At 63.6% G+C, this 21,909-nt stretch carries 19 protein-coding genes; 12 read left to right on the top strand and 7 right to left on the bottom strand.

Annotated elements, in window-relative coordinates:
* Window positions 1-89 precede the first annotated feature (89 nt).
* From INT29_RS08990 to INT29_RS09005, 4 genes are read left to right on the top strand one after another with little or no spacing between them, the layout of a single operon-like run.
* Window positions 90-1,028 carry an aldo/keto reductase gene (locus tag INT29_RS08990; protein ID WP_257930238.1) on the top strand — a complete coding sequence of 313 codons (939 nt, stop codon included), beginning with the start codon at window positions 90-92 and terminating at the stop codon, window positions 1,026-1,028.
* Window positions 1,025-1,654 carry a hypothetical protein gene (locus INT29_RS08995; protein ID WP_101574118.1) on the top strand — a complete coding sequence of 210 codons (630 nt, stop codon included), beginning with the start codon at window positions 1,025-1,027 and terminating at the stop codon, window positions 1,652-1,654. Before INT29_RS08990 ends, INT29_RS08995 begins: the two co-directional genes overlap by 4 nt.
* On the top strand, window positions 1,651-2,730 hold the full coding sequence (gene tsaD, locus INT29_RS09000; RefSeq protein ID WP_193071433.1) for a tRNA (adenosine(37)-N6)-threonylcarbamoyltransferase complex transferase subunit TsaD: 1,080 nt from the start codon (window positions 1,651-1,653) through the stop codon (window positions 2,728-2,730). The genes INT29_RS08995 and tsaD overlap by 4 nt, the downstream gene beginning before the upstream one ends.
* Window positions 2,717-3,304, top strand: a complete 588-nt coding sequence (locus INT29_RS09005) for an NUDIX domain-containing protein (RefSeq protein ID WP_180959051.1) — start codon at window positions 2,717-2,719, stop codon at window positions 3,302-3,304. The genes tsaD and INT29_RS09005 overlap by 14 nt, the downstream gene beginning before the upstream one ends.
* Window positions 3,305-3,510: 206 nt before the next feature.
* Here INT29_RS09005 and INT29_RS09010 read toward each other — a convergent pair whose 3' ends face one another.
* The 4 genes from INT29_RS09010 to INT29_RS09025 all read right to left on the bottom strand — a co-directional run bounded on the left by INT29_RS09010 (window position 3,511) and on the right by INT29_RS09025 (window position 8,405).
* Window positions 3,511-4,638, bottom strand: a complete 1,128-nt coding sequence (locus INT29_RS09010; RefSeq protein ID WP_193071434.1) for a glutamate--cysteine ligase — start codon at window positions 4,636-4,638, stop codon at window positions 3,511-3,513.
* 61 nt (window positions 4,639-4,699) lie between these two features.
* Entirely contained in the window at window positions 4,700-5,797 is a 1,098-nt protein-coding gene (locus tag INT29_RS09015) for an ABC transporter ATP-binding protein (protein WP_193071435.1), read from the bottom strand.
* Window positions 5,798-5,805: 8 nt separating this feature from the next.
* Window positions 5,806-7,419: a xylulokinase gene (gene xylB, locus INT29_RS09020; protein WP_193071436.1), complete on the bottom strand. Its 1,614-nt coding sequence runs from the start codon at window positions 7,417-7,419 to the stop codon at window positions 5,806-5,808.
* The gene (locus INT29_RS09025; RefSeq protein WP_101574988.1) at window positions 7,416-8,405 is read right to left on the bottom strand and encodes a sugar-binding transcriptional regulator; all 990 of its coding nucleotides are present in this window, start codon (window positions 8,403-8,405) and stop codon (window positions 7,416-7,418) included. The genes xylB and INT29_RS09025 overlap by 4 nt, the downstream gene beginning before the upstream one ends.
* 173 nt (window positions 8,406-8,578) lie before the next feature.
* On the opposite strand from INT29_RS09025, the gene INT29_RS09030 reads away from it, so the two are divergent.
* From INT29_RS09030 to INT29_RS09050, 5 genes are all read left to right on the top strand, one after another.
* Entirely contained in the window at window positions 8,579-9,937 is a 1,359-nt protein-coding gene (locus INT29_RS09030) for an ABC transporter substrate-binding protein (RefSeq protein ID WP_101574989.1), read from the top strand.
* A gap of 89 nt (window positions 9,938-10,026) precedes the next feature.
* Window positions 10,027-10,977 carry a carbohydrate ABC transporter permease gene (locus INT29_RS09035; RefSeq protein ID WP_101575002.1) on the top strand — a complete coding sequence of 317 codons (951 nt, stop codon included), beginning with the start codon at window positions 10,027-10,029 and terminating at the stop codon, window positions 10,975-10,977.
* Window positions 10,974-11,927 (top strand): carbohydrate ABC transporter permease, encoded by a 954-nt coding sequence (locus INT29_RS09040; protein ID WP_101574990.1) that lies wholly within the window; start codon window positions 10,974-10,976, stop codon window positions 11,925-11,927. The genes INT29_RS09035 and INT29_RS09040 overlap by 4 nt, the downstream gene beginning before the upstream one ends.
* Before the next feature lie 49 nt (window positions 11,928-11,976).
* On the top strand, window positions 11,977-13,557 hold the full coding sequence (locus INT29_RS09045; RefSeq protein ID WP_193071437.1) for a mannitol dehydrogenase family protein: 1,581 nt from the start codon (window positions 11,977-11,979) through the stop codon (window positions 13,555-13,557).
* A gap of 82 nt (window positions 13,558-13,639) precedes the next feature.
* Window positions 13,640-15,274 carry a glycoside hydrolase family 3 N-terminal domain-containing protein gene (locus INT29_RS09050; protein ID WP_193071438.1) on the top strand — a complete coding sequence of 545 codons (1,635 nt, stop codon included), beginning with the start codon at window positions 13,640-13,642 and terminating at the stop codon, window positions 15,272-15,274.
* A 117-nt stretch (window positions 15,275-15,391) separates the two neighbouring features.
* Here INT29_RS09050 and INT29_RS09055 read toward each other — a convergent pair whose 3' ends face one another.
* The 3 genes from INT29_RS09055 to INT29_RS09065 form a co-directional block, all read right to left on the bottom strand.
* Complete coding sequence (locus tag INT29_RS09055) at window positions 15,392-16,267, bottom strand: C40 family peptidase (protein WP_193071439.1); 876 nt, start codon at window positions 16,265-16,267, stop codon at window positions 15,392-15,394.
* A 653-nt stretch (window positions 16,268-16,920) separates the two neighbouring features.
* Window positions 16,921-17,757: a sulfurtransferase gene (locus tag INT29_RS09060; protein WP_193071440.1), complete on the bottom strand. Its 837-nt coding sequence runs from the start codon at window positions 17,755-17,757 to the stop codon at window positions 16,921-16,923.
* Window positions 17,758-17,808: 51 nt separating this feature from the next.
* Window positions 17,809-19,080, bottom strand: coding sequence for a class I SAM-dependent methyltransferase (locus tag INT29_RS09065; RefSeq protein ID WP_101574994.1), 1,272 nt, complete (start codon window positions 19,078-19,080; stop codon window positions 17,809-17,811).
* Between the two features lie 196 nt (window positions 19,081-19,276).
* On the opposite strand from INT29_RS09065, the gene rsmA reads away from it, so the two are divergent.
* Genes rsmA through INT29_RS09080 form a run of 3 tightly spaced genes read left to right on the top strand, consistent with a single transcriptional unit; the run spans window position 19,277 to window position 21,899 of the window.
* A complete protein-coding gene (gene rsmA, locus INT29_RS09070; protein WP_101574995.1) occupies window positions 19,277-20,176 on the top strand; it encodes a 16S rRNA (adenine(1518)-N(6)/adenine(1519)-N(6))-dimethyltransferase RsmA in 900 nt (299 codons plus the stop codon).
* Window positions 20,173-21,123 (top strand): 4-(cytidine 5'-diphospho)-2-C-methyl-D-erythritol kinase, encoded by a 951-nt coding sequence (locus tag INT29_RS09075; RefSeq protein ID WP_193071441.1) that lies wholly within the window; start codon window positions 20,173-20,175, stop codon window positions 21,121-21,123. Before rsmA ends, INT29_RS09075 begins: the two co-directional genes overlap by 4 nt.
* The gene (locus tag INT29_RS09080; protein WP_226841792.1) at window positions 21,123-21,899 is read left to right on the top strand and encodes a FadR/GntR family transcriptional regulator; all 777 of its coding nucleotides are present in this window, start codon (window positions 21,123-21,125) and stop codon (window positions 21,897-21,899) included. The genes INT29_RS09075 and INT29_RS09080 overlap by 1 nt, the downstream gene beginning before the upstream one ends.
* The last annotated feature ends 10 nt before the right edge of the window (window positions 21,900-21,909 follow it).

Here is a 21,909-nt window from a genome sequence, read left to right on the forward strand (position 1 = left end):
TGTACAAGGGGCCGGGCCATGTTGGCTCATAACGTGGTCCGGACCCTTTGGTCAGGTCGGCCAAAGGGTAGGCTGGGGCCATGGAAAGAGTGCAATTGGCTGACACAAATCTGATGGTCCACCCGCTGCATCTGGGAGGCAATCCCTTCGGCTGGGGTGCGGACCGAGATCAGAGCTTCGCAGTCCTCGACGCCTACGCCGAGGCGGGTGGAAACTTCATCGACACAGCGGATGCCTATTCCGTGTGGGTCGAAGGCAACTCCGGCGGAGAGTCGGAGACCATCATCGGCGAATGGATGGCCTCGCGAGGCAACCGCGATGACATGGTCATCGCGACCAAGGTGGGAATGCATCCGAAGCACAAGGGCCTAGACCCGGCCAATATCCGCAAATGCGTCGACGCCTCCCTGCGTCGCCTCGGAACGGACCACGTCGACGTCTACTACGCCCACACCGATGACGAGAACGTCGATCAGGTGGCAGTGGCGGAGACCTTCGACGCATTGGTGCGCTCCGGGAAGGTCAGCTACCTCGGCGCCTCCAACTTCAGCCTGGATCGTCTGCAGTCGGCCATGAAGATCAGCGCGAAATACTCCCTGGCCCGTTATCGTGTCGTCCAGGACCGGTACAATCTCGTGTCCCGCGGTGCTGTGGACCCACAGAAACAGGCCTTCCTGCGATCGAATGACATCGCTGAACTTCCGTTCCACTCATTGGCCTCGGGATTCCTCACCGGAAAGCACACCGGGGGAGACGCCACCGGAAGCGTGCGCGGTGAACGAGTTGCCGACTTCCTCGATAACCAAGAGGCACTTCGCGCCCTTGAGATCCTCGACGACGTGGCCTCGGCGCACAACGCCACGATGACCGCCACCACCCTGGCCTGGCAGTTGTCACACGATTTCATTCCCTCCACCATCGCCTCGGCGCGGGTGCCGGAGCAGCTCACGGAACTGCTCGCAGGAACCGAACTGCAGCTGGCCGATGACGAGATCACGGCCCTCAACGAAGCATGGGTGGAAGCATGACGAGTACCAGCCCACGCCTTGTGAACTGGGAGAACGGCACCGATCTCGTCATCGAACTGCCGCTGGCCGTCGACATTGCGACCGTCTGGTCCAAGCTCGTCGACGCCGAGACCGCGAACTCATGGTTCGCCGCCTTCGCCATCGGTGAGGCTGCGAGAGATGGCAGTGGCGATGGTGAAGGCGACGCAGGCAGCCCGGGCGCTGATGCCAATCCCGCGATCACCTTCGATCTGGGTGAGACCAAACTGCACGGTGAGATCCTCAGCAGCGAAGTCGAAGACCATGTGCTCGTCGAACTCGAGGACTTCGGTGTGCTCGGAGTGCAGCTGCTGCCCCTCGAACTCACCGACGGGGACGCGACCCTGCTGATCTTCACCCAGTCCGCACCCGATGTGGAGAGCGCTCGCCTCAAGGCTGCGGACTTCGGACCGATGTGGGACACCCATATGCGGCTGTTCGCCCGATCCCTGGGACTCGACGTCGTCGAAGCCACTGAGGAAGAGCTGCTCGCGCTCTACGCGGATCTCGAACTTGAGCACAGCGAAGCCGAGACTGCTGAAGCGGCGACTGCTGGCACCGCAGAACCCGAACCCGAGGACAGTGAGGGCGGGTCGAACGACGTATGAGCGAACCGCTGGTGCTGGGCATCGAATCCTCGTGTGACGAGACCGGGGTAGGGATCGTTCGGGGACGGACGCTGCTGACCAACACGGTCTCATCGTCGATGGATGAGCACGTTCGCTTCGGAGGTGTCGTCCCCGAGGTTGCCTCACGGGCACATGTCCAGGCCATCGGACCGGCCATTGCCTCTGCCTGCGATCAGGCAGGCATTGAGCTGGGCGACCTCGACGCCATCTCGGTGACTGCGGGTCCCGGCCTCAGCGGTGCGCTGATGGTCGGAGTCGGTGCCGCCAAGGGCCTGGCCGCGGCGCTCAACCTGCCGCTGTATGGGGTCAACCACCTCGCCGCGCATGTGGCGGTGGACCTCATCGCCGAAGACGTCGACGGCCTGACCACACCGACCATTGCGCTCCTCGTCTCCGGCGGGCATACCGAGATCCTGCGCATCGGCGACGTCGTCGATGACATCGAACTCATCGGCGCCACGATCGACGATGCCGCCGGTGAAGCCTTCGACAAGACCGCACGCCTGCTGGGGCTGAACTACCCCGGTGGGCCGAACATCTCCAAGGCCGCTCTCGGACAGCTCGACGGCAGCGGAATCCCCGGCGATCGCACCGCCGTGAAGTTCCCTCGTGGGCTGGCGAAGAAGCAGGACATGCGCGACCCCGAGCGTCGCTTCAACTTCTCCTTCTCCGGACTCAAGACGGCAGCACTACGGGAGGTCACGAAGGCCGAGACGTTGGGTACGGACCTGCGGGTCGCCGACATCGCCGCGGGGTTTGAAGACGCCGTCGTCGACGTCCTCGTGACCAAGACTGTGTTGGCCGCAGCCGACACCGGAATCAACCATGTCGTCCTCGGCGGGGGAGTCGCCGCGAACTCCCACCTGCGCGAGGTTTTAGGAGCCAGGTGCGCCGAGGCCGGGATGACCTTGCGGGTGCCGCCACTGAGCCTGTGCACGGATAACGGGGCCATGGTCGCAGCCCTCGGAGCTGAACTCGTCCGCCGCGGAATCGGACCCAGCGACCTGTCATTTGCCGCAGTCTCTTCATTGGATGTCGATCATGTCCTCGTCTGACCCGAACGCCGGCGACCAGAACGCCTACACACACGACCGCAGCGGTGCCTCACGCGATGAGACCGCCTACGGCCCGAACTCGAAGGATCTGCCCGACTACCTACCGCCTCGGCGATCAGGTGACGGATGGACTCTCGGCTCGGACGGGCAGAAGCATTGGGGACTCAACGGGGCGGCGGGGCTGATGCTGCTTGATCCCGAACACGGGATCCTCATGCAGCACCGTGCGCTGTGGTCCGTTGAAGGAGGAACCTGGGGCTTCCCCGGTGGTGCCCGTGACCTGGGCGAATCCGCCATCGAAGCGGCCGTGCGCGAGTCATGGGAAGAAGCCGGTGTGCCAGACCTCGCGGGCGAAGGCATCGAGGTTCTCGACACTTATGTCCTCGACCTCGGTGACTGGTCGTACACGACGGTCATCGCTCGGGCCCTGCGTCATTTCGAACCGATCATCAGTGACCCGGAGAGCATCGAACTCACCTGGGTGCCCATCGACGAACTCACCGACTACAACCTGCACTCCGGGGTCGCCGCGTCGCTGCCCGTGCTCTTGGAACTTCTTCGCCCGCACCTGTGAGCACGGGGGCCTGTGAGTACGGGGGGCCTGTAAGCGCGGGAGGTGCTTGTGGGCACGCTGGTTCTCGCTGCACTCGGCCGCGCAACGTCGAGACAGCGCCGGAGCGCCGATACCACTCTGCACGCCTAGGTGTTTCGAAGCTCCGGCGTTGCCGCAGTGATACTTCCCGGCGGCAGTTGCGAGGGTGCTGCCAGACGGCAGGGGGCTCAGATATACGAGGTGCGCAGGTCGCTGATCAGGGACCTGGTCACCTCGGTAAGTGACTCAGTGTCCTTGTACACGTTCTGCAGCCGCTGGTAGGGCACACCGCGGTCGATGATCGAGGTGATGGAATTCAGCTCGCTGAGGCAGCCCAGGCGTTCGGCCACCGGGGTCAGGCGTGCGACCTCATCGGCCAAGCATTCGGTGACCAGGCGCTCATCAGCCTCGGCGTTCTCGATGATGATGGCGTCCATGCCGTAACGGGCAGCACGCCACTTATTCTCATCGTGGAACCAGTCCGGCATCGTCGGCAGGGCCTCGCCGGCATCAAGACGGACAGAGAAGTCGTCGACGAGGCACTGTATGAGGGCTGTGATCGCGGTGATCTCCTCGAGCGTGGGCAGCCCGTCACAGACTCTGACCTCAACGGTTCCCCAGTGCGGGGCAGGACGAATATCCCAGCGGATCTCATTGATGTTGTCGATGATGCCGGTGGTGAGCATGTCGTCGACATACTTCTCATAGTCTGACCACGCTTCGAACTGGAACGGCAGACCTGCGGTGGGCAGCTGCTGGAACATCATCGCCCGGTTCGAGGCGTAACCGGTGTCGGTTCCGCCCCAGAAGGGTGATGATGCGCTCAGAGCCTGCAGATGGGGGACGTAGGCAAGGAGTGCGTTGACGATCGGCAGGACCTTGTCCCGGGAGTCGATGCCGACATGGACGTGCACGCCGAAGATGAGCATATTCCGACCCCACCACTGGGTGCGATCGACGAGCTCGAGGTAGCGGTCCTTGTCTCGGACCTCCTGTGACTGCCACTGTGCGAATGGGTGGGTCCCGGCAGACATGAGTTCGATCCCGCGACCGTCGGTCAGGGTGCGCAGGGCACCCATTGACGTGGCCAGGTCCTCAGCGATACCGGCGACCTGCTTGTGGACGCCGGTGACGAGCTCGATCGTGTTCGTGAGCATTTCACCCACGATCTGCTTCTCGAACTCGGGTGCACACTGGGCGACATCGGCGAGGAGAACATCGGCAGCGGGAGTCAGATCAAGGCTGTCCCCGTCCAAGAGAGCCAGTTCCCATTCGACTCCAAGCGTGGAGCGGGGTGAGCGTGCGAAATCGACCATGGGTCGATCATAGTATTCCGCGCCCGATTTTCTTGCCTCGGCCGTTTGTTGAGCGCCACATTCAGGCCGCAGGTTCGGCCTCATCGGACAGGCGCGCACCAGTTTGTGAGTCGAAGAGGTGGAGGCGAGAGAAGTTGGGAACGGCCCTGACCAGGTCACCTCTGACCACGCGTGTGCGTCCACTGACTCGGGCTACGATCGGAATGTCGCCGGCACCCTCTGTTGCCCGACCATGCACATAGGCATCGGCGCCGAGTTCCTCGACTAGGTCCACCCTGACTTCCAGACCGCCACTGGGCTCGAGTCGGAAGTCCTCCGGGCGGATTCCGGCCGTCACCTGATCCTCTGTGAGCTGCGAGCGCTGCGCGTCACTCAGTCCGATCTCTGACTCACCGATGTGCAGCACCCCGTCACGCAGCGGCAGATCGATGAGGTTCATCGCCGGAGAACCCATGAAGCCAGCCACGAAGAGATTCGCGGGTCGGTCGTAGAGCGCCCGCGGAGTGTCCACCTGCTGCAGCCTCCCGTCAGCGAGCACCGCAACCCGATCGCCCATCGTCATCGCCTCGACCTGGTCGTGCGTGACGTAGACAGTGGTCACGCCGAGGCGGCGCGTGAGTGAGGCGATCTGTGCACGAGTCTGCACCCGCAGTTTGGCATCGAGGTTCGACAGTGGTTCGTCCATGAGGAACACCTTCGGGGAACGCACGATGGCTCGTCCCATGGCCACCCGCTGTCGTTGCCCGCCGGAGAGGGCCTTCGGCTTGCGGTCGAGGTAGGGCTCGAGGTCGAGCAGCTGAGCGGCCTCACGCACCCGTTCATTGCGTTCGGTCTTGGCCACACCAGCGATCTTGAGTGCGAAGGCCATGTTCTCCCCGACACTCATATGTGGGTAGAGCGCATAGTTCTGGAACACCATGGCGATGTCTCGCTCCCGAGGCGAAACCTCGGTGACATCGTCCTGACCGATTCTGATGTGCCCTCCGTCGACGGGTTCGAGGCCGGCGAGCATACGCAGAGTTGTGGATTTCCCGCAGCCAGAAGGACCGACCAGGACGAGGAACTCACCATCGGCGATATCGAGGCTGATCTCATTGACTGACGGGGTGAGCGTGTCTGGGTACTGGCGCATTGCCTTATCGAAAGTGACTGTTGCCATAGTGAATCTCAACCTTCCACGGGTGCGTGGGCACCCGACGATCTGCGGTGATCATTGTGTGACTTCTCGTGGGTAGGGCTGTTGTCATCGGTGACGCTGGTGCGAGCGAACGAGCGATACTGCTCGCGTACCCGTGATGGTCTCGGGTGCAGAGTTGCGACGAGTTCGACCTGCCACCTCGGTGAGGTGCCGGTCAATGTCCAGGCCGCTTGCCGCGCGGCTCCGATGGCCACGTACTCAGCCTGCTCGGGTACGTCGATGGGAACGGTGAAGATGTCTCTGGCCACCTCGCGCACTGCAGGGTTGCGGGCCGCCCCGCCGATGAGGAGCAGTCGTCTGACGCTCAGGCCCTGTCGCAGCACCGCTTGGAGCCCGTCCGCCAGACCGCACAGCATGCCCTCGACAAAAGCTCGGGCGATATTCTCCGGAGACGAATTCGCCAAGGTCATGCCTTCTAAGCGGGCTGTTGCATCAGGAAGGTTGGGAGTGCGCTCGCCCTCGAAATAGGGGACGAGAGTGAGCCCATCGGCACCAGGAGTCGAGGCGAGGGCCAGTGCAGCCACGTCGGTATGGCTGGCTCGCAGCACCGCTGCCGCAGAGTCGAGGACACGGGCGGCGTTGAGGGTGGCGACGAGTGGAAGCCGCCCACCGTCGGCCGAGGCGAATCCGGCGACGATTCCGGACGGATCGTTGATCTTGAGTTCGGTGGGGCTGAAGACGGTTCCCGAGGTGCCGATCGAGATGACGACGTCGCCTGGTACGGCTCCGAGTCCGAATGCGGCTGCCGCATTGTCTCCGGCGCCAGGGCCGACGAGAATGCCCTCGGGTGTTTGACCGGCACTCTCGTGGGGCTGCAGGACACGAGGCAGGATGATGGGTGCGATGTCAGCGGCCGCTTCAGCCTTGGGGGCACCAGCCTCTCGCGCCGTGGCACCGAATGCTGTGCGGAAGAGGTCAAGGTCGTAGCGTCCGGTGACCGCCGAGAAATACGCAGTTCCACTGGCATCGGAGGCATCGGTGACGAGCGCCTCGAGGACAGGACCTCGAGGCGCGGCCGAATCATGCGGTCCGTAACCCAGGAGGCGCCAGGTCAGCCAATCATGGGGCAAGGCCACGGCTGCCACCCTGCAAGCATTCTCGGGCTCATGATCGCGCAGCCACCGCAGCTTGGCCCCGGTGAACGATGCAACAGGAACCACGCCGACCCGGTCGACGAACTCGTCTGCCCCGATCTCTGTGATGAGTGCCCGAGCTGCCGCGTCGCTGCGCAGATCGTTCCACAGCAGAGCGTCGCGGATGACCTGCCCGTGCTGGTCGAGAGTGATGAGACCATGCTGCTGTCCGCTGATGCTCACGGCGGCGATATCAGTGAAGCCACCCGCGTCAGAGATTGCCTCCTGCAGGGCGAACCACCAGGCTTCGGGGTCGACCTCGGTTCCAGCAGGATGGGGGGCCGACCCGGTGCGCAGAATCTGCCCTGTGTCTGGGTCCACGATGACGACCTTGCAGCTCTGTGTCGAGGAATCGACTCCGGCGACCAAGCCGCGTTCTGAAGTCAGTGGGGTTTCAGCCAGTGGGGCATTGCGCTCGGTAGGCACCGGGACTCCGTGGTCGGCAGTCATCGGGACTCCTCGGACTGCACAGCAGGTTGCGCGTCTGGCTGTGCCTCGTTCGCCGAGCGGTCGAGGATTTCTCCGGCCAATGCCTCGTCGACGATGACGACGTCGAGGATGCCTGCGGCGCAGGCTGCGCGAACAGCCTCGGCGCGCTGCGCTCCGCGAGCCACACCGACGGTGGTCGCTGCGTGTCGCAGCTGATCGAGGGTGACGGCGATGACACGATCGTCGATGGTGTCGACCTCGACCCCGGCGGCATTGAAGAGGCGCCCGGAGGCTTCGGCCACTGCTCCGTCAGCCAACCCTGCCGCGCGTTGCTCGGGGCTGCACTTCTCCCAGACCGAGGACTGCTCCTGCGCCCAGGCGGCGACGGAGATGACTGCAAGATCGAGATCGTCCGCTGCGGCAAGGGCACTGGAGATCTCGGGCAGGGCGCTGAGATCGGCGGCGGTGTCCGCCTCGGTGACCAGCAGAGGAGCCGGCAGCCGAACCATGGTCACGGCGGCGTCCTGTCCCAACCGAGCGAAGATCCCGGAACTGGGACGCTGCGAGCCGAGCTGGAGTGCACCGGCGAGCTGGACGACGGTGCAGCGGGGGAGTGCGGGAGCGAATTGTGCCGCTGCGTCGAGTGTGCGTGACCAGGCCAGCCCGATGCGCATCCCCGGGCGAGCACGACGGTCGACGTAGGAGAGTGCGGCACGTCCCATTCGCTGGGCGGCGTCACCCTCGTGTTCAAGGTCGACGATGACTGCTGACCTCAGGCCAAGTGTCGCCGCGAGCGCTTCGGCTCTGCCCTCGTCGGCGCCGGCATCGGCTTCGATTGTGATCGTGACGACTCCATTGTCGACGGCTTCTTGCAGCAGGCGAGCGATTTGGAATCGGCTGAGTCCGTGGGCCTTGCCCAGTTCCACCTTCGAACGGCCCTGAACATAGTGCTCTCTGGCCAGCTGAGCCAGGAACCGGCGGTGTCTGGCGGTGGGTGCTGTGCTCATGGCCCTCCTCTCGAGTCGATTGCGGCCACGTCGCCGCTCATCTGTGATCTATTGCACATCTGATTAAATCATGACACAGTATTGCACATGTGAGCACTGATGCTCATATGTATTTCTTCAAGCACACCCGAGGGCGGGCAGTAATCCCGCAATGGCGAGGGAAGGTAATCACGATGAAGCAGAAGATCACGAGCCGGGCTGTCACAGCGGCGGCCATCGGAGTGGTCGGAGCACTCACACTCGCAGGGTGTGGTGGCGCCGGAGGCAGTTCGAGCGGCGGAGGAAACGAAGAAGTCAACGTACTCATGGTCAATAATCCGCAGATGCAGGACCTGCAGAAGCTCACCGCGGATCATTTCACCAAGGACACCGGCATCAAGGTCAACTATACGGTGCTGCCGGAGAACGAGGTCCGCGCCAAGATCGGTCAGGAGTTCTCCGCCCAGGCGGGCAATTACGATGTGGCCTCGATGTCGAACTACGAAGTCCCGACATACGCCAAGAACGGGTGGCTGACCTCGATGGACGAGGGGGTCGTCGATGCCAAGGGGTTCGACCAGGACGACATCCTCGCGCCGATGGCCGAATCGATGACCTATGAGGACCAGATCTACGGGGAGCCGTTCTACGGCGAAGGTTCCTTCCTGATGTACCGGAAGGACATCTTCGAAAAGGCGAAGGCGACCATGCCGGACAATCCCACCTGGGACGAGGTCGCCGATCTGGCGAAGAAGGTCGACGGTGCCGAGAAGGGAACCAAAGGCATCTGCCTGCGCGGCCTGCCCGGCTGGGGCGAGATGTTCGCGCCCCTGACCACCGTGGTCAATACCTTCGGCGGAACTTGGTTCGATGAGAACTGGGACGCTCAGGTTGATTCCAAAGAGTTCAAAGAAGCGACGAACTTCTACGTCGATCTCATCAACGACCACGGCGAATCAGGAGCACCACAGGCCGGATACACCGAATGCCTGACCAACCTGCAACAGGGCAATGTTGCGATGTGGTACGACTCGACGGCGGCTACGGGAACCCTCGAAGCCGATGACTCACCGGTCAAAGGCAAGGTCGGATACGTCGCAGCTCCGGTGAAGGAGACCAAGTCGAGTTCATGGCTCTACACCTGGGCCTGGGGCATCCAGAAGGCAGGAAAGAACCAGGATGCTGCAAAGCAGTTCGTCGCCTGGGCCTCGTCGCAGGACTATGAAGAGACCGTTGCCGAAGAACTGGGCTGGCAGCACGTGCCCGCAGGCAAACGCACCTCGACCTACGAGAACAAGGACTACCAGAAGGCCGCGAAACCGTTCTACAAGCAGACCGAGGACGCCATCAACTCGGCCGATCCGAAGAACCCCGGTGTGCAGCCGCGTCCGACTCTCGGAGTGCAGTTCGTGACGATTCCCGAATTCGCTGATCTGGCGACGGGCATCTCCGAGGACATCAGTTCGGCGATCGCCGGACGCACCACAGTGGACAAGGCGCTGAAGAAGGGACAGAAGGAAGCAGAGAAGGTCGGAGACAAGTACAAGAAGTGACTCAGGCGGCTTGGGCGGAGGCGATCGCGTCTCCGCCCAAGCATCCGGCCACACTGCCACCCACTGTCATCCATCACCGGAGGTCGTCCATGTCAGCTCCTGCGCAAGATCGCCGAACTCGGGCAGCGCCCGCACCCACCTCGCCCAGCCCCGCATCCTCGAGTGCTCGCAAGCGGTGGTCGCTGCGGGCCCCAATGCTGCCGGCTCTGATCTTCGTCATCCTCGTCACGCAGATTCCGTTCGCGATCACGATCGTCATCTCGTTCATGAAATGGAACGCCGCTTACCCCGATGACATCAGCTTCGGCACCCTGCAGAACTACATCACCGTCTTCACGAATGCGGATCTGCTGCGTGCGGTATTCGTCACCGTGGGGCTGACCGTCTCTGTTGTGCTGGTCTCGGCTGTGCTGGGATTGGCCATCGCGCTTCTCCTCGACCGCAAGTTCATCGGACGTGGGTTCGTGCGCACGCTGATGATCACTCCATTCCTGGTCGTTCCCGTAGCCGCGGCACTGCTGTTCAAACATGCGATCTTCAACCCCTCCTATGGACTGGTCAATGGGTTGCTGACCTCCGTCTTCGGTGAGAATGCGCCGCAGCCGGACCTGATGAGCACACACCCGCTGCTGGGGATCGGAATCGTGCTCGTCTGGCAGTGGACCCCGTTCATGATGCTCATCATGCTGGCCGGTCTGCAGTCGCGACCCATGGACGTCTACGAGGCGGCTCTGGTGGACGGTGCCGGACCTGGTCAGACATTCCGATTCATCACGTTGCCGCACCTGCGCCGCTACATCGAACTCGCGGCGCTGCTCGGCACGATCTACATCGTGCAGAACTTCGACACCGTCTTCACGATGACCTCCGGCGGACTCGGAACCGCGAACCTGCCCTATGTCATCTACCAGGAGTTCTTCGTTGCCCAAGACTACGGAGTCGCCTCCGCCGTCGGCGTCATCGTCGTCATCGCCTCACTTGTCATCGCGACCTTCGCACTGCGAACCGCGTCCACTCTGCTCAAGGAGGAGAACTCATGAGCACCTCAGACATGTCTGCATCGACAGCATCCACGGGGCCTGCAGACCCTGTCGGCCAGGCCACCACCGACCCGGCAGACGGCAGTCCTCCGCGTCAGAAGGCAAGTGCGCCCAGGCGTGCGGGGCAGGGCAGAACCGGAAAAGTTCTGCTCGGCCTCCTGGCTTGGCTCGTGGGACTACTCTTCGTGTCCCCGCTGCTGTGGATGCTGCTGACCAGCTTGCATGCCGAAACAGATGCCTCGACGAACCCGCCCAGCTTCTTCGCACCCCTGACCCTGGACTCCTACAGCAACTTCTTCGGCGGAGGCAGCGGTGCGAACCCCTGGCCGGCGCTGATCAATTCCGCGGTCGCGGCGATCGTCTCGACCCTCATCGTGCTGGTCCTGTCGACGATGGCCGCGTACTCGCTGGCCATTCGCCGGATCAAGCGTTGGTCAGACGTGCTGTTCTTCCTGCTGTCGACCAAGATGCTGCCGATGGTTGCGGGACTGCTGCCCATCTACCTGGTCGCGCAGGCATTCGGCATCCTCGACACCTGGCTCCTGCTCATCATCATCTACTCCGCGATGAACATGCCCATCGCCGTGTGGATGATGCGCTCATTCCTCGCCGAGGTGCCGGTTGAGGTGCTCGAGGCCGCCGAGCTCGACGGTGCCCGGCTTCCCCGTGTCTTCATGCAGATCCTGCTGCCCCTGACCGCACCCGGTTTGGCGGCCACAGCCCTCATCTGCTTCATCTTCTCGTGGAACGAACTGCTCTTCGCCAACGTCCTGACCTCGACGGCGGCATCGACGGCACCCGTGTTCCTCACCAGCTTCGTCACCTCCCAGGGACTGTTCCTGTCCCAGGTCTGCGCGGCTTCGCTGATCATTTCGGTGCCGGTGCTCGTTGCGGGCATCGCCGCCCAGGACAAACTCGTCCAGGGTCTGTCGATGGGTGCAGTGAAGTGATGCTCAACCGAATGTCCGACCGGCTCGACCGACGATCAGGGGAGAGATGATGAAACCCACAGACGCTGTACCTGCCACGAACCCTGCACAAGATGGTCGTGCACGCGATGACCGCGCACACGATGATCTTGATCTGTTGTCACTGCGCGAATCGACGCTTGAACGGATTGCGGCACGCGGTGTCACTGTACCCGGTTATGACCGCAGCACAGTGACTCCCGGCATCGTTCACTTCGGCGTCGGCGGCTTTCACCGGGCCCATATGGCAATGGTCCTCGATGACCTCATGAGCGCGGGAGAGGCCACAGACTGGGGAATCGTGGGAGCCGGAGTCCTGCCCCACGACGTGCGCATGCGAGATGCGCTCGCCGGACAGGACCACCTCTACTCCCTGACGCTCAAACATCCCGACGGCACTCGTCAACGACGGGTGATCGGGTCGATCATCGATTACCGCTACGGACCCGACGATCCGCAGGGGCTCATCAACCTCCTCGGTGAGGAGAAGATCCGCATCGTCTCACTCACCGTCACCGAGGGCGGATACAACGTCAACCCGGTGACCGGGGAATTCATCTCCGAGGACGCGACGATCGTCGCCGATGTGGCAGCACTGGCCGCGGGGCAGCTGCCGGGTACCGTCTTCGGGTATGTCATCGAGGCCCTGCGTCGTCGCCGCGACGCGGGTGTGCCCCCATTCACCGTGCAGTCGTGTGACAATATCGCGGAGAACGGCCATGTGGCGAAGAAGATGTTCGGTGCCTTCGCCCGCCTCGTCGACCCAGAACTCGCGGACTGGATTGATGCCCATGTGGCGTTCCCGAACGCCATGGTCGATCGGATCACCCCGGCGACCACCGATGCCGACCGGGCCGAGCTGTGCGAGGACGCGGGACTCGAGGATGCCTGGCCCGTGGTCGCTGAACCCTTCTTCCAGTGGGTGCTCGAGGACGCGTTCACTGCAGGCAGGCCTACGTACGAACGGGCAGGCGTCCAAGTCGTCGACGACGTCAGACCTTATGAGCACATGAAGCTGCGCCTGCTCAACTCCGGGCATCAGGGCCTGGCGTACTTCGGCCTCCTCGCCGGCTACACCTATGCTCACGAAGCGATGGAGAACTCGGATATCGCTTCCTACCTGCGCAGATACATGGATGAGGAAGGCACGCCCAGCCTCGAACCACTGCCGGGCATCGACCTCGAAGGGTACAAAGACTCACTCATCGAACGCTTCAGCAATCCGGAGATCCGCGACACTCTGGCCCGACTCGGTGCCGAATCCTCCGACCGCATCCCCAAATGGCTAGTCCCCGTCATCGCTGACAATCTGGGTTCCGGCGCACCGGTCGAGGTCTCGGCTGCGATCTGCGCATCGTGGGCCCGCTACGCCGAGGGCAGCGACGAGCAGGGAGCGCCGTTCACCATCGTCGACCGTTTTGCCGCACAGCTGCAGCAGGTCGCGAACTCACAGGCGGCCGATGCTTTGGCCTTCGTCCGGCAAGAACAGTTCTTCGGGCCCTTGGCCGAGGACTCCCGCTTCACTGGGCACTACCTGACAGCGCTGGCCTCCCTGCACGAACAGGGTGCGAAGGAGACCGTGCGACGACTCGCCGCCCACGAAGCGCTCTGAGGCCAGCTGACTCCGAGCCGGCAGCGAATCACACCGCCAGGCGTAGTTCGTCGGTTCAGCTTCGGCGATTAGCATGGTGCCTATGCGCCCCAGACTTGGCATCATCGCCGCGACCGCCGTACTCGCCCTGACTGGTTGCTCCGGCGGAACTTCCGACCCGCAACCGAAGAAGACCGAGGGGGACGGCTCCCCGCAAACTGCGCAGAAGGCCGAACCAGACAAGGCCGTCGACCCCGCGGATATCAGCCCCGAGGACTTCGCCGACGAAGCGAAGAAAATCGTCGATTCGTTCTCCGCCGAGGAATTGGCTGGGTCACTCATCATCGGCACCTGGTCAGGCACCGACACGCAGACCGGGGTCAGCATGCTTAAGAACAACCACCTCGGCGGGGTCATCATCATGGCCGACAATCTGCCCGAGAATCCGACATCTGACCAGGTCAAGGGCGTCACCGAGGCAGTCGACGGTGCCCGCTCCAAGGGACAGCCCGTGTCGATCGGCGTCGATCAGGAGGGCGGTCCGGTGTCGCGGTTGAGTACCGGTGCGCTTCCGTTCCCACCGCTGATGGCACTCTCTGCCACCCAAGATCCCGAGCTGACGCAGAACGCGACCAAGGTGCAGGGCCAGAACCTCACCGACCTGGGCTTCACGATCGACTTCGCCCCTGACGCTGATGTCACCACCGGCGAGAAGGACGTGGCCATCAACGTGCGCTCGGCCGGGGACGATCACAAGGGCGTCGCTGAGGTCGTCGCCCAGGCTGTGACCGGATACCACCTCGGCGGTGTCGCCAGTTCCGCGAAGCATTTCCCCGGCCACGGTCGCCTCCACGTCGACTCGCACGAGAGCCTTCCGGTGTCGAAGAAGGACATCAAGGAACTCGAAGACTCGGACCTGCTGCCGTTCAAGTCCGCCGTCAAGGCCGGCATTCCGATGGTGATGATGGGACACATCGGCCTCCCCGACGCGAAAACGACGCCGGCGACGCTGAACAAGAACGCCTACACCTCGCTGCGGGAGACCCTCGACTTCGACGGCGTCATCATCACCGATGCGCTCAACATGAAGGCCGTGAACCAGAATCTGAATGGGGGAGAGACGGTCAAAGCCCTGTCCGCCGGTGCCGATCTCGCTCTGATGCCACCGGATTCCTCCGCCGCCCAGCAAGCAGTGGTCACGGCCATGAAGGACGGTGACCTGAAGAAGGCCGATCTGGTGAAGAAGGCCGAGCGCGTGGTTGCCATGCAGCTGGCCACCGCCGAGACTCAGAAGGCGCTCGCCGAGGATTCTGGTTCTGAGGGCGCCGGGGCGGCCGGTGCCGAGGACCCGAAGAAGGTTCTGACCGATGTGGCCGAGAAGTCGCTGACGGTGCTCAAGGGCGAATGCTCCTTCGAGGGCACCGACTCCATCTCCATCGTCGGCGGGGCCGAGAAGGAGAAGACCGCGCTGACCAAGGCGGCGAAGGAGGCGGGGCTGAAGGTCGGGTCCGGCGGTACGAGTGTGAGCCTGAGCCCGAACACCTCCGCCGAGGTGGCGGTGGGCACTACTGCACCGTGGACGATGCGCAATACCTCGGCAAAATCGGCGGTTACCGCCTATGACAGCAACCCCAATGCTCTGAAAGCCGTGGCGAAATGGCTCAAGGGAGATCTCAGTGCCTCAGGCAAACTGCCTGTCGACTATGAGGGAAGCGATAAGGCTCCGGACTGCAACTGAGGTTTCAGGCAGCAGCGGAGACCTCGGACAGCAGCGGAACCGAGTTCAGACACAAAGAAACCCTTCATCCGGCTGGGACCATCAAGCCGGACGAAGGGTTTCTTTATGTGTATTGGATCAGAGAACGCGGATGAAAGTGACGTTGCCCATCCAGCTGTAGCTGCGCTTCGAGGTGCCTGAACCTGGGGAACCGGCATCGTACATCTGTCCGCCACCGGCGTAGATGCCGACGTGGCCGGGGTGCCAGATGAGGTCACCGGGCTTGGCTTCAGACTGCGAGACGACCTTGCCGGCAGCCTTCTGAGCACCGGACTGGCGAGGCAGGTTCACACCGACCTTGCTGTAGACCCAGGCGGTGTAACCGGAGCAGTCCCAGCCGCTCTGCGAGGTTCCACCGTAGACGTATGGGGTTCCGACGCCTTTGGCTGCCCAGCCCATGACCTGCTCGGCCTTGGAGCCGTCGATCGAACCGGCATCATCGGAGCCGGAGTCTTTGCTCTTGTCCTTGTCACCGGAGTCCGAGGAACCGGTGTTTGCGGAATCAGAAGAGTCGTCTTTGTCCTCGGCGGGCTTCGGGGCCGGTGCAGCTTCGTCGTCGCTCTTATCTTCGGCGGTCTCGACGGGCTTCGGCTTTGGCTTCGGTTTAGGAGCTGCCTCAGCAGTGACGTTTTCGACTTCTGCGCCGAATGAAGCGCCCTGCTTCTTGTCTTTGTCCTTAGATGACGAACCCTCGCCAGCGTCGACGGTCGCCGTCTGATTCTTGAACTCAACCTGTGTCTGAGCGTCTGACTCAGCGGAGACTGCGACGTTGTCATCGGCTCCTTGTCCGGCTGCCGGGAGGACAGCTGCGGTGAGCAGGCCACCGCTGGCAGCAACAACGGCTGCGCGACGTCCGAAGACGGCGGAATTGGCACTCAGGATATCGGTCAGTTCGGTCAAAGGGGTCTTGACCTTAGCTTCTGCGGCGCGGCGGCCATGCTGCTTAGTTGCCACGTTTTCCTCTCGTCACCTATTGGAAGATTCCCAACCGCCACTGTGGTCCGTAGAGATTTCACATCGAGCGTGGCGTGCGGTTCTCGCTGTGAAGCCGGCACTTTCGCGACCGACCTTCACAACTGTAACCAATCAGTGACCCAATGTCACGTTTTCGTTATATTAGACGGGGTTTTGTCGTGATCGTTTACGAAGATGCTGGTCAGAGGCTTATTGAGTACCAAAGTTTTTGTAACAGTTGCTTGTTTCGGCGTAGGTTTCCAGCATAGATATGACCCATCTCTCGTCATGGTCGATGGGCTTATGTAACGAATAGGTCTGTATGACAACTCGAAGATGACACTTTCGCCATGACTTTTCTACGGCCTCGCGAACAGTGTGGCGACCGCAAGAACAGTGTGGCGAGTACGCGAAGTGTGCGACAAGCACGCGAACCGTGCGGTGAGCGTGAGGCGCTGCGACCGTGAGGCGCTGCGACCGTGAGGCGCTGCGACCGTGCGGCGCTGGGAGAACGGTTGGTAAGTTCGTCTCGATCTGAGCGACCGGATCGAGACGAGCTTACCAACCGTTGGCGATGGCACTCCTGTTCGCGAGCTGGCGCCCGCAGGTGAGGCGGGTACAGCGGGCGGGCTGTCAGGCTCGCGCTGCGAGTCTCAGCTCCCGGTGGCGACCGGGCGGGCGGGGTCGGAGGACCATCCCGACCAGCTGGCCGGGTAAAGGCTCGTCTCAACACCGAGGCTCGCCAGCGCCAGAGCATTGTGGCAGGCGGTGACGCCGGAGCCGCAGTAGACGCCGACGGGCTGATCGAGCGCACCGAGGTCTGAGAAGCGCGTACGCAGACTCTCCTCGTCGACGAATTTTCCATCGGCGGTGTTCTCAGCGGCCGGGGCGCTCCTGGCACCGGGAATGTGGCCGGCCCGGGAGTCGAGCGGTTCGGTTTCTCCGCGGAAGCGTTCACCGGCGCGGGCATCGAGCAGGACTCCGGTCCACGCTGAGGCAGCATCGGCGTCGAGGACGGGCATCGAATCGGGAGTGATCGTGACGGTGCTCGGTTGTACGGGGTCACAGGCTCCTGCGGTCAGCTCGCCTCCGGCTGCAACGAATGCGTTCAGACCGCCGTCGAGGACACGTGCCTTCATTCCCGCCCACTGCAGCAGCCACCATGCTCGGGCAGCGCCGAGGCTGGAATTATCGTCATAGACGACGACCTCGGTGAGCTGGTCGATGCCCCAGGTCCGGACCTGCTCCTGGAACGCTTCGGCAGACGGCAGCGGGTGACGGCCCTTGGTTGGGTCGTGATCCGAGCGCGCGGCGAGTTCCGTGTCCATGTCGACGTAGATGGCTCCGGGGATGTGCCTGGCGGCGAAGTCGTCTCGGCCATCGGGCTTCTGCAGTGTCCAGCGGACGTCGAGCAGCCTCGGCGTGGATCCGTCGTCGGAGAGGCGGGCGAGGAGTTCGTCGGCGGTGATGAGAACGTCGGAGCGGTTCATGGGGATTCTCCTAGTGAGGTGGGATCGAGGGCGGTGTGCGGGGGAGTCGGTTCAGCAGGGCTGAGTCAGGAGGACGACATGGCGATCGCCGAGGCGCGTGAAGACCAGTGTCGCCTTGTCTCCTGCCGGAAGTTTGAGCTGACGCCTGACCTGGTCTGGAACAATATCAGCTCCGCGTTTCTTGATCACGACCGAGCCGATGCCGCGGCTGATGAGGGCCTTGCGCAGGCTCGGGATCTTTGCCGGCAGCACATCGGTGACCTCATAGGAGGTGACCCCGGCCGAGGCAGGTCCGCTGGGGTCGACGTCCGTGGTCAGGTAGGCGATCTTCGGGTGGACGCGACGAGCCTGTAACGGTCCGCACAGTGCAGTGACGAGTCCGGCGCGCACGATCGCTCCATCGGGTTCCAGCAGGTACTGGCCGAGTTCGCCGACACCGTCCTCATCGTCCTCTGGCAGATCATCTTCGTGGACCAAGAGGGTGCGATCACCCATCACGAGGGCGCTGCGTCCGGGGCGCTGCCGGGCCTCGCCGAAGTAGAGGCAGACCTCGACGACCTCGCCGAGGTGGGAGACCCATTGCGCCTCGGCCTCATCGGGAATGAGGCCGTGATCGAGTGCCGGTCCGAGCTTGACGCCCGCGGATTTCGCCGCGAGCGCCTTGTCGATGACCCAGGACAGGGAGGGGGAGAAGTCTTCGGGGTCGAAGATGCGTGCGGTGGAACCGCCCTTGGTGCCCTTGCCGACCGTGCGGCGGGCAGGGTCGAACCACAGGGCGTCGAATGCGGCGGTGTCGACGTCCTCTGCGCGGGCATGCTCGACGCTGGCATTGCCCAGGTGGCGGAGGTTGAAGCTGGCGATCGCGGCGGTGACCTCGTCTGCGTCGACCGCGGTGACCTGGGCGCCCATCCCGGCGAAGGCGAAGGAGTCGGCGCCGATCCCACAGCCCAGATCCGCGATCGTGGGTGCGGAGTCGGCCGCTGCGGCATCGGTGCTCTGATCGTCATTGGTGTTTGTGTTGCCACGGGTGTCCTTGCCCTCGCCGAGGAGGCGGCGGGCATGGTGGGCGGCGACGGGCAGTCGTGTGGCTTGGGCCAGACCATCGCGTGTGAACAGCATGTCCTCTGCGAAGGGGCCGAGTTTCTTCACGGCGTCCTTACGCAGCTGTGCCTGAGTCAGCAGTCCGGCGGTCACCTCGGCGGAATAGCCCTCCTTGCGCAGAGCTGCCGATCGGGCAAGCTCGTCCGCAGGTAGGTCCTCGATCCCGTCGAGCCGGTCGAGCACGGAAACGTCAAGGAGTTCGGTGAGTGTCTGCGGATCCATACTGTTCACCCTATCGTCCTGGTGCCGGTCCGATGACTGGTGCGTCTCGGATGTATGGTCGACGGTTCTTAGTCGTATCGGTCGTATGGCAGTCACCGCTTAGCCACATGACTGACGATGTTGCAGGAGTATAAGGAAATGGCGACAGGGGCGTTCGGTGATTGTGCCTGCGAACGAGTGCTGTAAGTTGTCTGCTGTGACGTTATTGACCGCACGCGACATTCGCGAAATCGCCTCCGACATCGGTCTGCGCCCGACTAAGCAGAAGGGGCAGAACTTCGTCATCGACCCCAATACCGTGCGCTCGATCGTCACGTCCGCGAAGCTTCAGGACCACAGCAGCGTGGTCGAGATCGGCCCCGGCCTGGGCTCGCTGACATTGGGTCTGCTGGAAGCCGGGCATCATGTCACGGCTGTGGAGATCGACGAGGTCCTGGCCGCACGGCTGCCGGCGACGGTGAAGAAATACGGGCAGACGGCCGCTTCTGACGAGCCTGCGAACTTCGAGCTCGTCAACGCCGATGCGCTCAGGGTCACCGAGCTGCCGACGGCACCCGATGCCCTGGTCGCGAACCTGCCCTATAACGTCGCGGTGCCGGTGCTGCTGCATTTCCTCGAGATCTTCCCGAGCCTCAAGACCGTGCTCGTCATGGTCCAGCTCGAAGTCGCCGAACGCCTCGCCGCCGGCCCCGGATCACGCACCTACGGTGTGCCCAGCGTCAAGGCTCAGTGGTACGGCGACGTCACCCTGGCCGGACGCATCGGCAAGAACGTGTTCTGGCCGGCACCGAACATCGACTCCGGTCTCGTCCACATCGACGTGACTCGCACCCACCGTGACCCCGAACAGCGTCGTCGCCTCTTCAGTGTCGTCGACGCGGCTTTCGCCCAACGACGCAAGACCCTGCGCGCGGCCCTGGCGAACTGGGCTGGCAGCCCTCAGCAAGCCGAAGACCTGCTGCGCGCCGCAGACATCGACCCGAAGACGCGCGGCGAAGCCCTTGGTGTCACCGAGTTCGAACGACTCGCGGCGGCCGGCGCAGAAGCGGGTACTGCAGCGGAGGGCACCGAAGCTCAGGAAAGCCCACAATCATGAGCGCCCAGCTGCACTCGCGTCCCACGACCCAGACACCGGTGAAGGTGCAGGCACCGGGGAAAATCAACGTCCACCTCGGCGTGGGTGGGGCAGGCGATGACGGATACCACGAACTCGCCACCGTGTTCCAAGCACTCAACCTCAATGAGACCGTGACTCTCATCCCCGGCGGCAGCGGTTCGATCGTCGTGGGCGGTCGGTACGGAGACGCCGACGTTCCCCATGACGACTCGAACTTCGCCCGTAAGGCCATCAATCTTCTCATCACGGCGCTCGAAGACGAACGTGATGTCGACGTGCTGCGCGACCTCGACATCGTCATCGACAAACAGGTGCCCGTCGCAGGCGGCATGGGCGGCGGATCGGCCGACGCGGCCGCGGCGCTGTGCGGTGCCGCCCACCTACTCGGGGGAGTCGAGGAGTCGATCCTCCACGACTGCGCGGTCGCCGTCGGCGCCGACGTCGCCTTCCTCCTCCACGGAGGAACGGCGATCGGCCACGGACGCGGGGAGAAACTCAGCCCCGTCCTCACCCGCGGCTCATTCCACTGGGTCATGGCCACCTCGGCGGGGCAGCTGTCCACACCGGCGATGTACGCACGATTCGATGAGCTCACACCCGACCCCGAGCCTGCCGAAGTGCCAGCCGAGGTCCTCACCGCGCTCGCCGCCGGTGACCCGGACAGCCTGGCTTCGGCAGCCGCGAACGACCTCACCGATGCCGCGATTTCAGCTATGCCCGAACTCGCCGAGGTGATGGAGGCCGGCCGTGCCGCCGGTGCACTCCTGCCCCTGCTCAGCGGCTCGGGCCCGACGATCGGCTTCCTCGCCCGCGACGCCCACCATGCACTCGACCTTGCGGTTCTGCTCCAGGCCACGCGCGGAGTCAAGGAGGCACTGCGGACCACAGGTCCGGCCCCCGGCGCCCACGTCATCGATCACCACTGATGGCTGACGTAGAGGATCCGAGCACAGGGCCTGCAGTCAACCAGCCGATAGGCGGTCGCACAGCCGGTGGCAATCTCCATGAGAGCCTGCTCAACGCCGTCGGCACGGACATCGTCACCGGCGCCCTGGCGCCGGGGACGGTCATCAGGGCCGAGGAGCTGCGCGTGCGCTACGAGGTGTCGCTGTCTGTGGTGCGCGAAGTGGTGCGCGTCCTGGAGTCCCTGGGGATGGTCAAACCGATCCGTCGCCTGGGCTTGGTGATTCTGTCGATGCAGGAATGGACCATCCTCGATCCGCTGGTGGTGCGCTGGCGAATGGTCGCCACTCCGGCCGTGCAGCTGCGCTCGCTGACGGAACTGCGGGTCGCCATCGAACCGCAGGCGGCGTACCTTGCTGCGATCCACGCCTCAGTCGATGCGGCCGAGGAGATCATGCGATTGGCCGCAAGAATGCGCGCCAGCGGAAGCAAGGGCGATGTGGAAGCAGTGCTCGACGTCGACATCGCCTACCATCGCGCAGTCCTGCGAGCCGGAGGCAATGAACTCTTCGCCTCCTTCGACACCGTCGTCGCCGAGATCCTGCGCGGTCGCACCCAGGCCGGTCTGATGCCGAAATACCCCCATCCGGATGCGCTGCAATGGCACTTCGATGTCGCCGATGCCATCGGCAACGGGGACCCCGACCGGGCTCATGCCGCGATGACGAAGATGATGGATCGAGCATTCACCGAGATGGAAGACGCCTGGGAGGGGCAGCCCCGCCTCAGGACGTACTGATCCTTGCGGC

The organism is Brevibacterium sp. FME37 (assembly GCF_014897485.1).
Taxonomy (GTDB): domain Bacteria; phylum Actinomycetota; class Actinomycetes; order Actinomycetales; family Brevibacteriaceae; genus Brevibacterium.

Excerpts from the sequence above, each read along its gene's own strand:
- INT29_RS08995 (WP_101574118.1), top strand. The coding sequence starts at position 1,025 with ATGACGAGTACCAGCCCACGCCTTGTGAACTGGGAGAACGGCACCGAT.
- INT29_RS09060 (WP_193071440.1), bottom strand. The coding sequence starts at position 17,757 with ATGAACCGCTCCGACGTTCTCATCACCGCCGACGAACTCCTCGCCCGC.
- xylB (WP_193071436.1), bottom strand. The coding sequence starts at position 7,419 with ATGACTGCCGACCACGGAGTCCCGGTGCCTACCGAGCGCAATGCCCCA.
- INT29_RS09005 (WP_180959051.1), top strand. The coding sequence starts at position 2,717 with ATGTCCTCGTCTGACCCGAACGCCGGCGACCAGAACGCCTACACACAC.
- INT29_RS09075 (WP_193071441.1), top strand. The coding sequence starts at position 20,173 with ATGAGCGCCCAGCTGCACTCGCGTCCCACGACCCAGACACCGGTGAAG.
- INT29_RS09015 (WP_193071435.1), bottom strand. The coding sequence starts at position 5,797 with ATGGCAACAGTCACTTTCGATAAGGCAATGCGCCAGTACCCAGACACG.
- INT29_RS09065 (WP_101574994.1), bottom strand. The coding sequence starts at position 19,080 with ATGGATCCGCAGACACTCACCGAACTCCTTGACGTTTCCGTGCTCGAC.
- INT29_RS09010 (WP_193071434.1), bottom strand. The coding sequence starts at position 4,638 with ATGGTCGATTTCGCACGCTCACCCCGCTCCACGCTTGGAGTCGAATGG.
- INT29_RS09030 (WP_101574989.1), top strand. The coding sequence starts at position 8,579 with ATGAAGCAGAAGATCACGAGCCGGGCTGTCACAGCGGCGGCCATCGGA.
- INT29_RS09050 (WP_193071438.1), top strand. The coding sequence starts at position 13,640 with ATGCGCCCCAGACTTGGCATCATCGCCGCGACCGCCGTACTCGCCCTG.
- INT29_RS09080 (WP_226841792.1), top strand. The coding sequence starts at position 21,123 with ATGGCTGACGTAGAGGATCCGAGCACAGGGCCTGCAGTCAACCAGCCG.
- INT29_RS09040 (WP_101574990.1), top strand. The coding sequence starts at position 10,974 with ATGAGCACCTCAGACATGTCTGCATCGACAGCATCCACGGGGCCTGCA.
- INT29_RS09045 (WP_193071437.1), top strand. The coding sequence starts at position 11,977 with ATGAAACCCACAGACGCTGTACCTGCCACGAACCCTGCACAAGATGGT.
- INT29_RS09025 (WP_101574988.1), bottom strand. The coding sequence starts at position 8,405 with ATGAGCACAGCACCCACCGCCAGACACCGCCGGTTCCTGGCTCAGCTG.
- tsaD (WP_193071433.1), top strand. The coding sequence starts at position 1,651 with ATGAGCGAACCGCTGGTGCTGGGCATCGAATCCTCGTGTGACGAGACC.
- INT29_RS09035 (WP_101575002.1), top strand. The coding sequence starts at position 10,027 with ATGTCAGCTCCTGCGCAAGATCGCCGAACTCGGGCAGCGCCCGCACCC.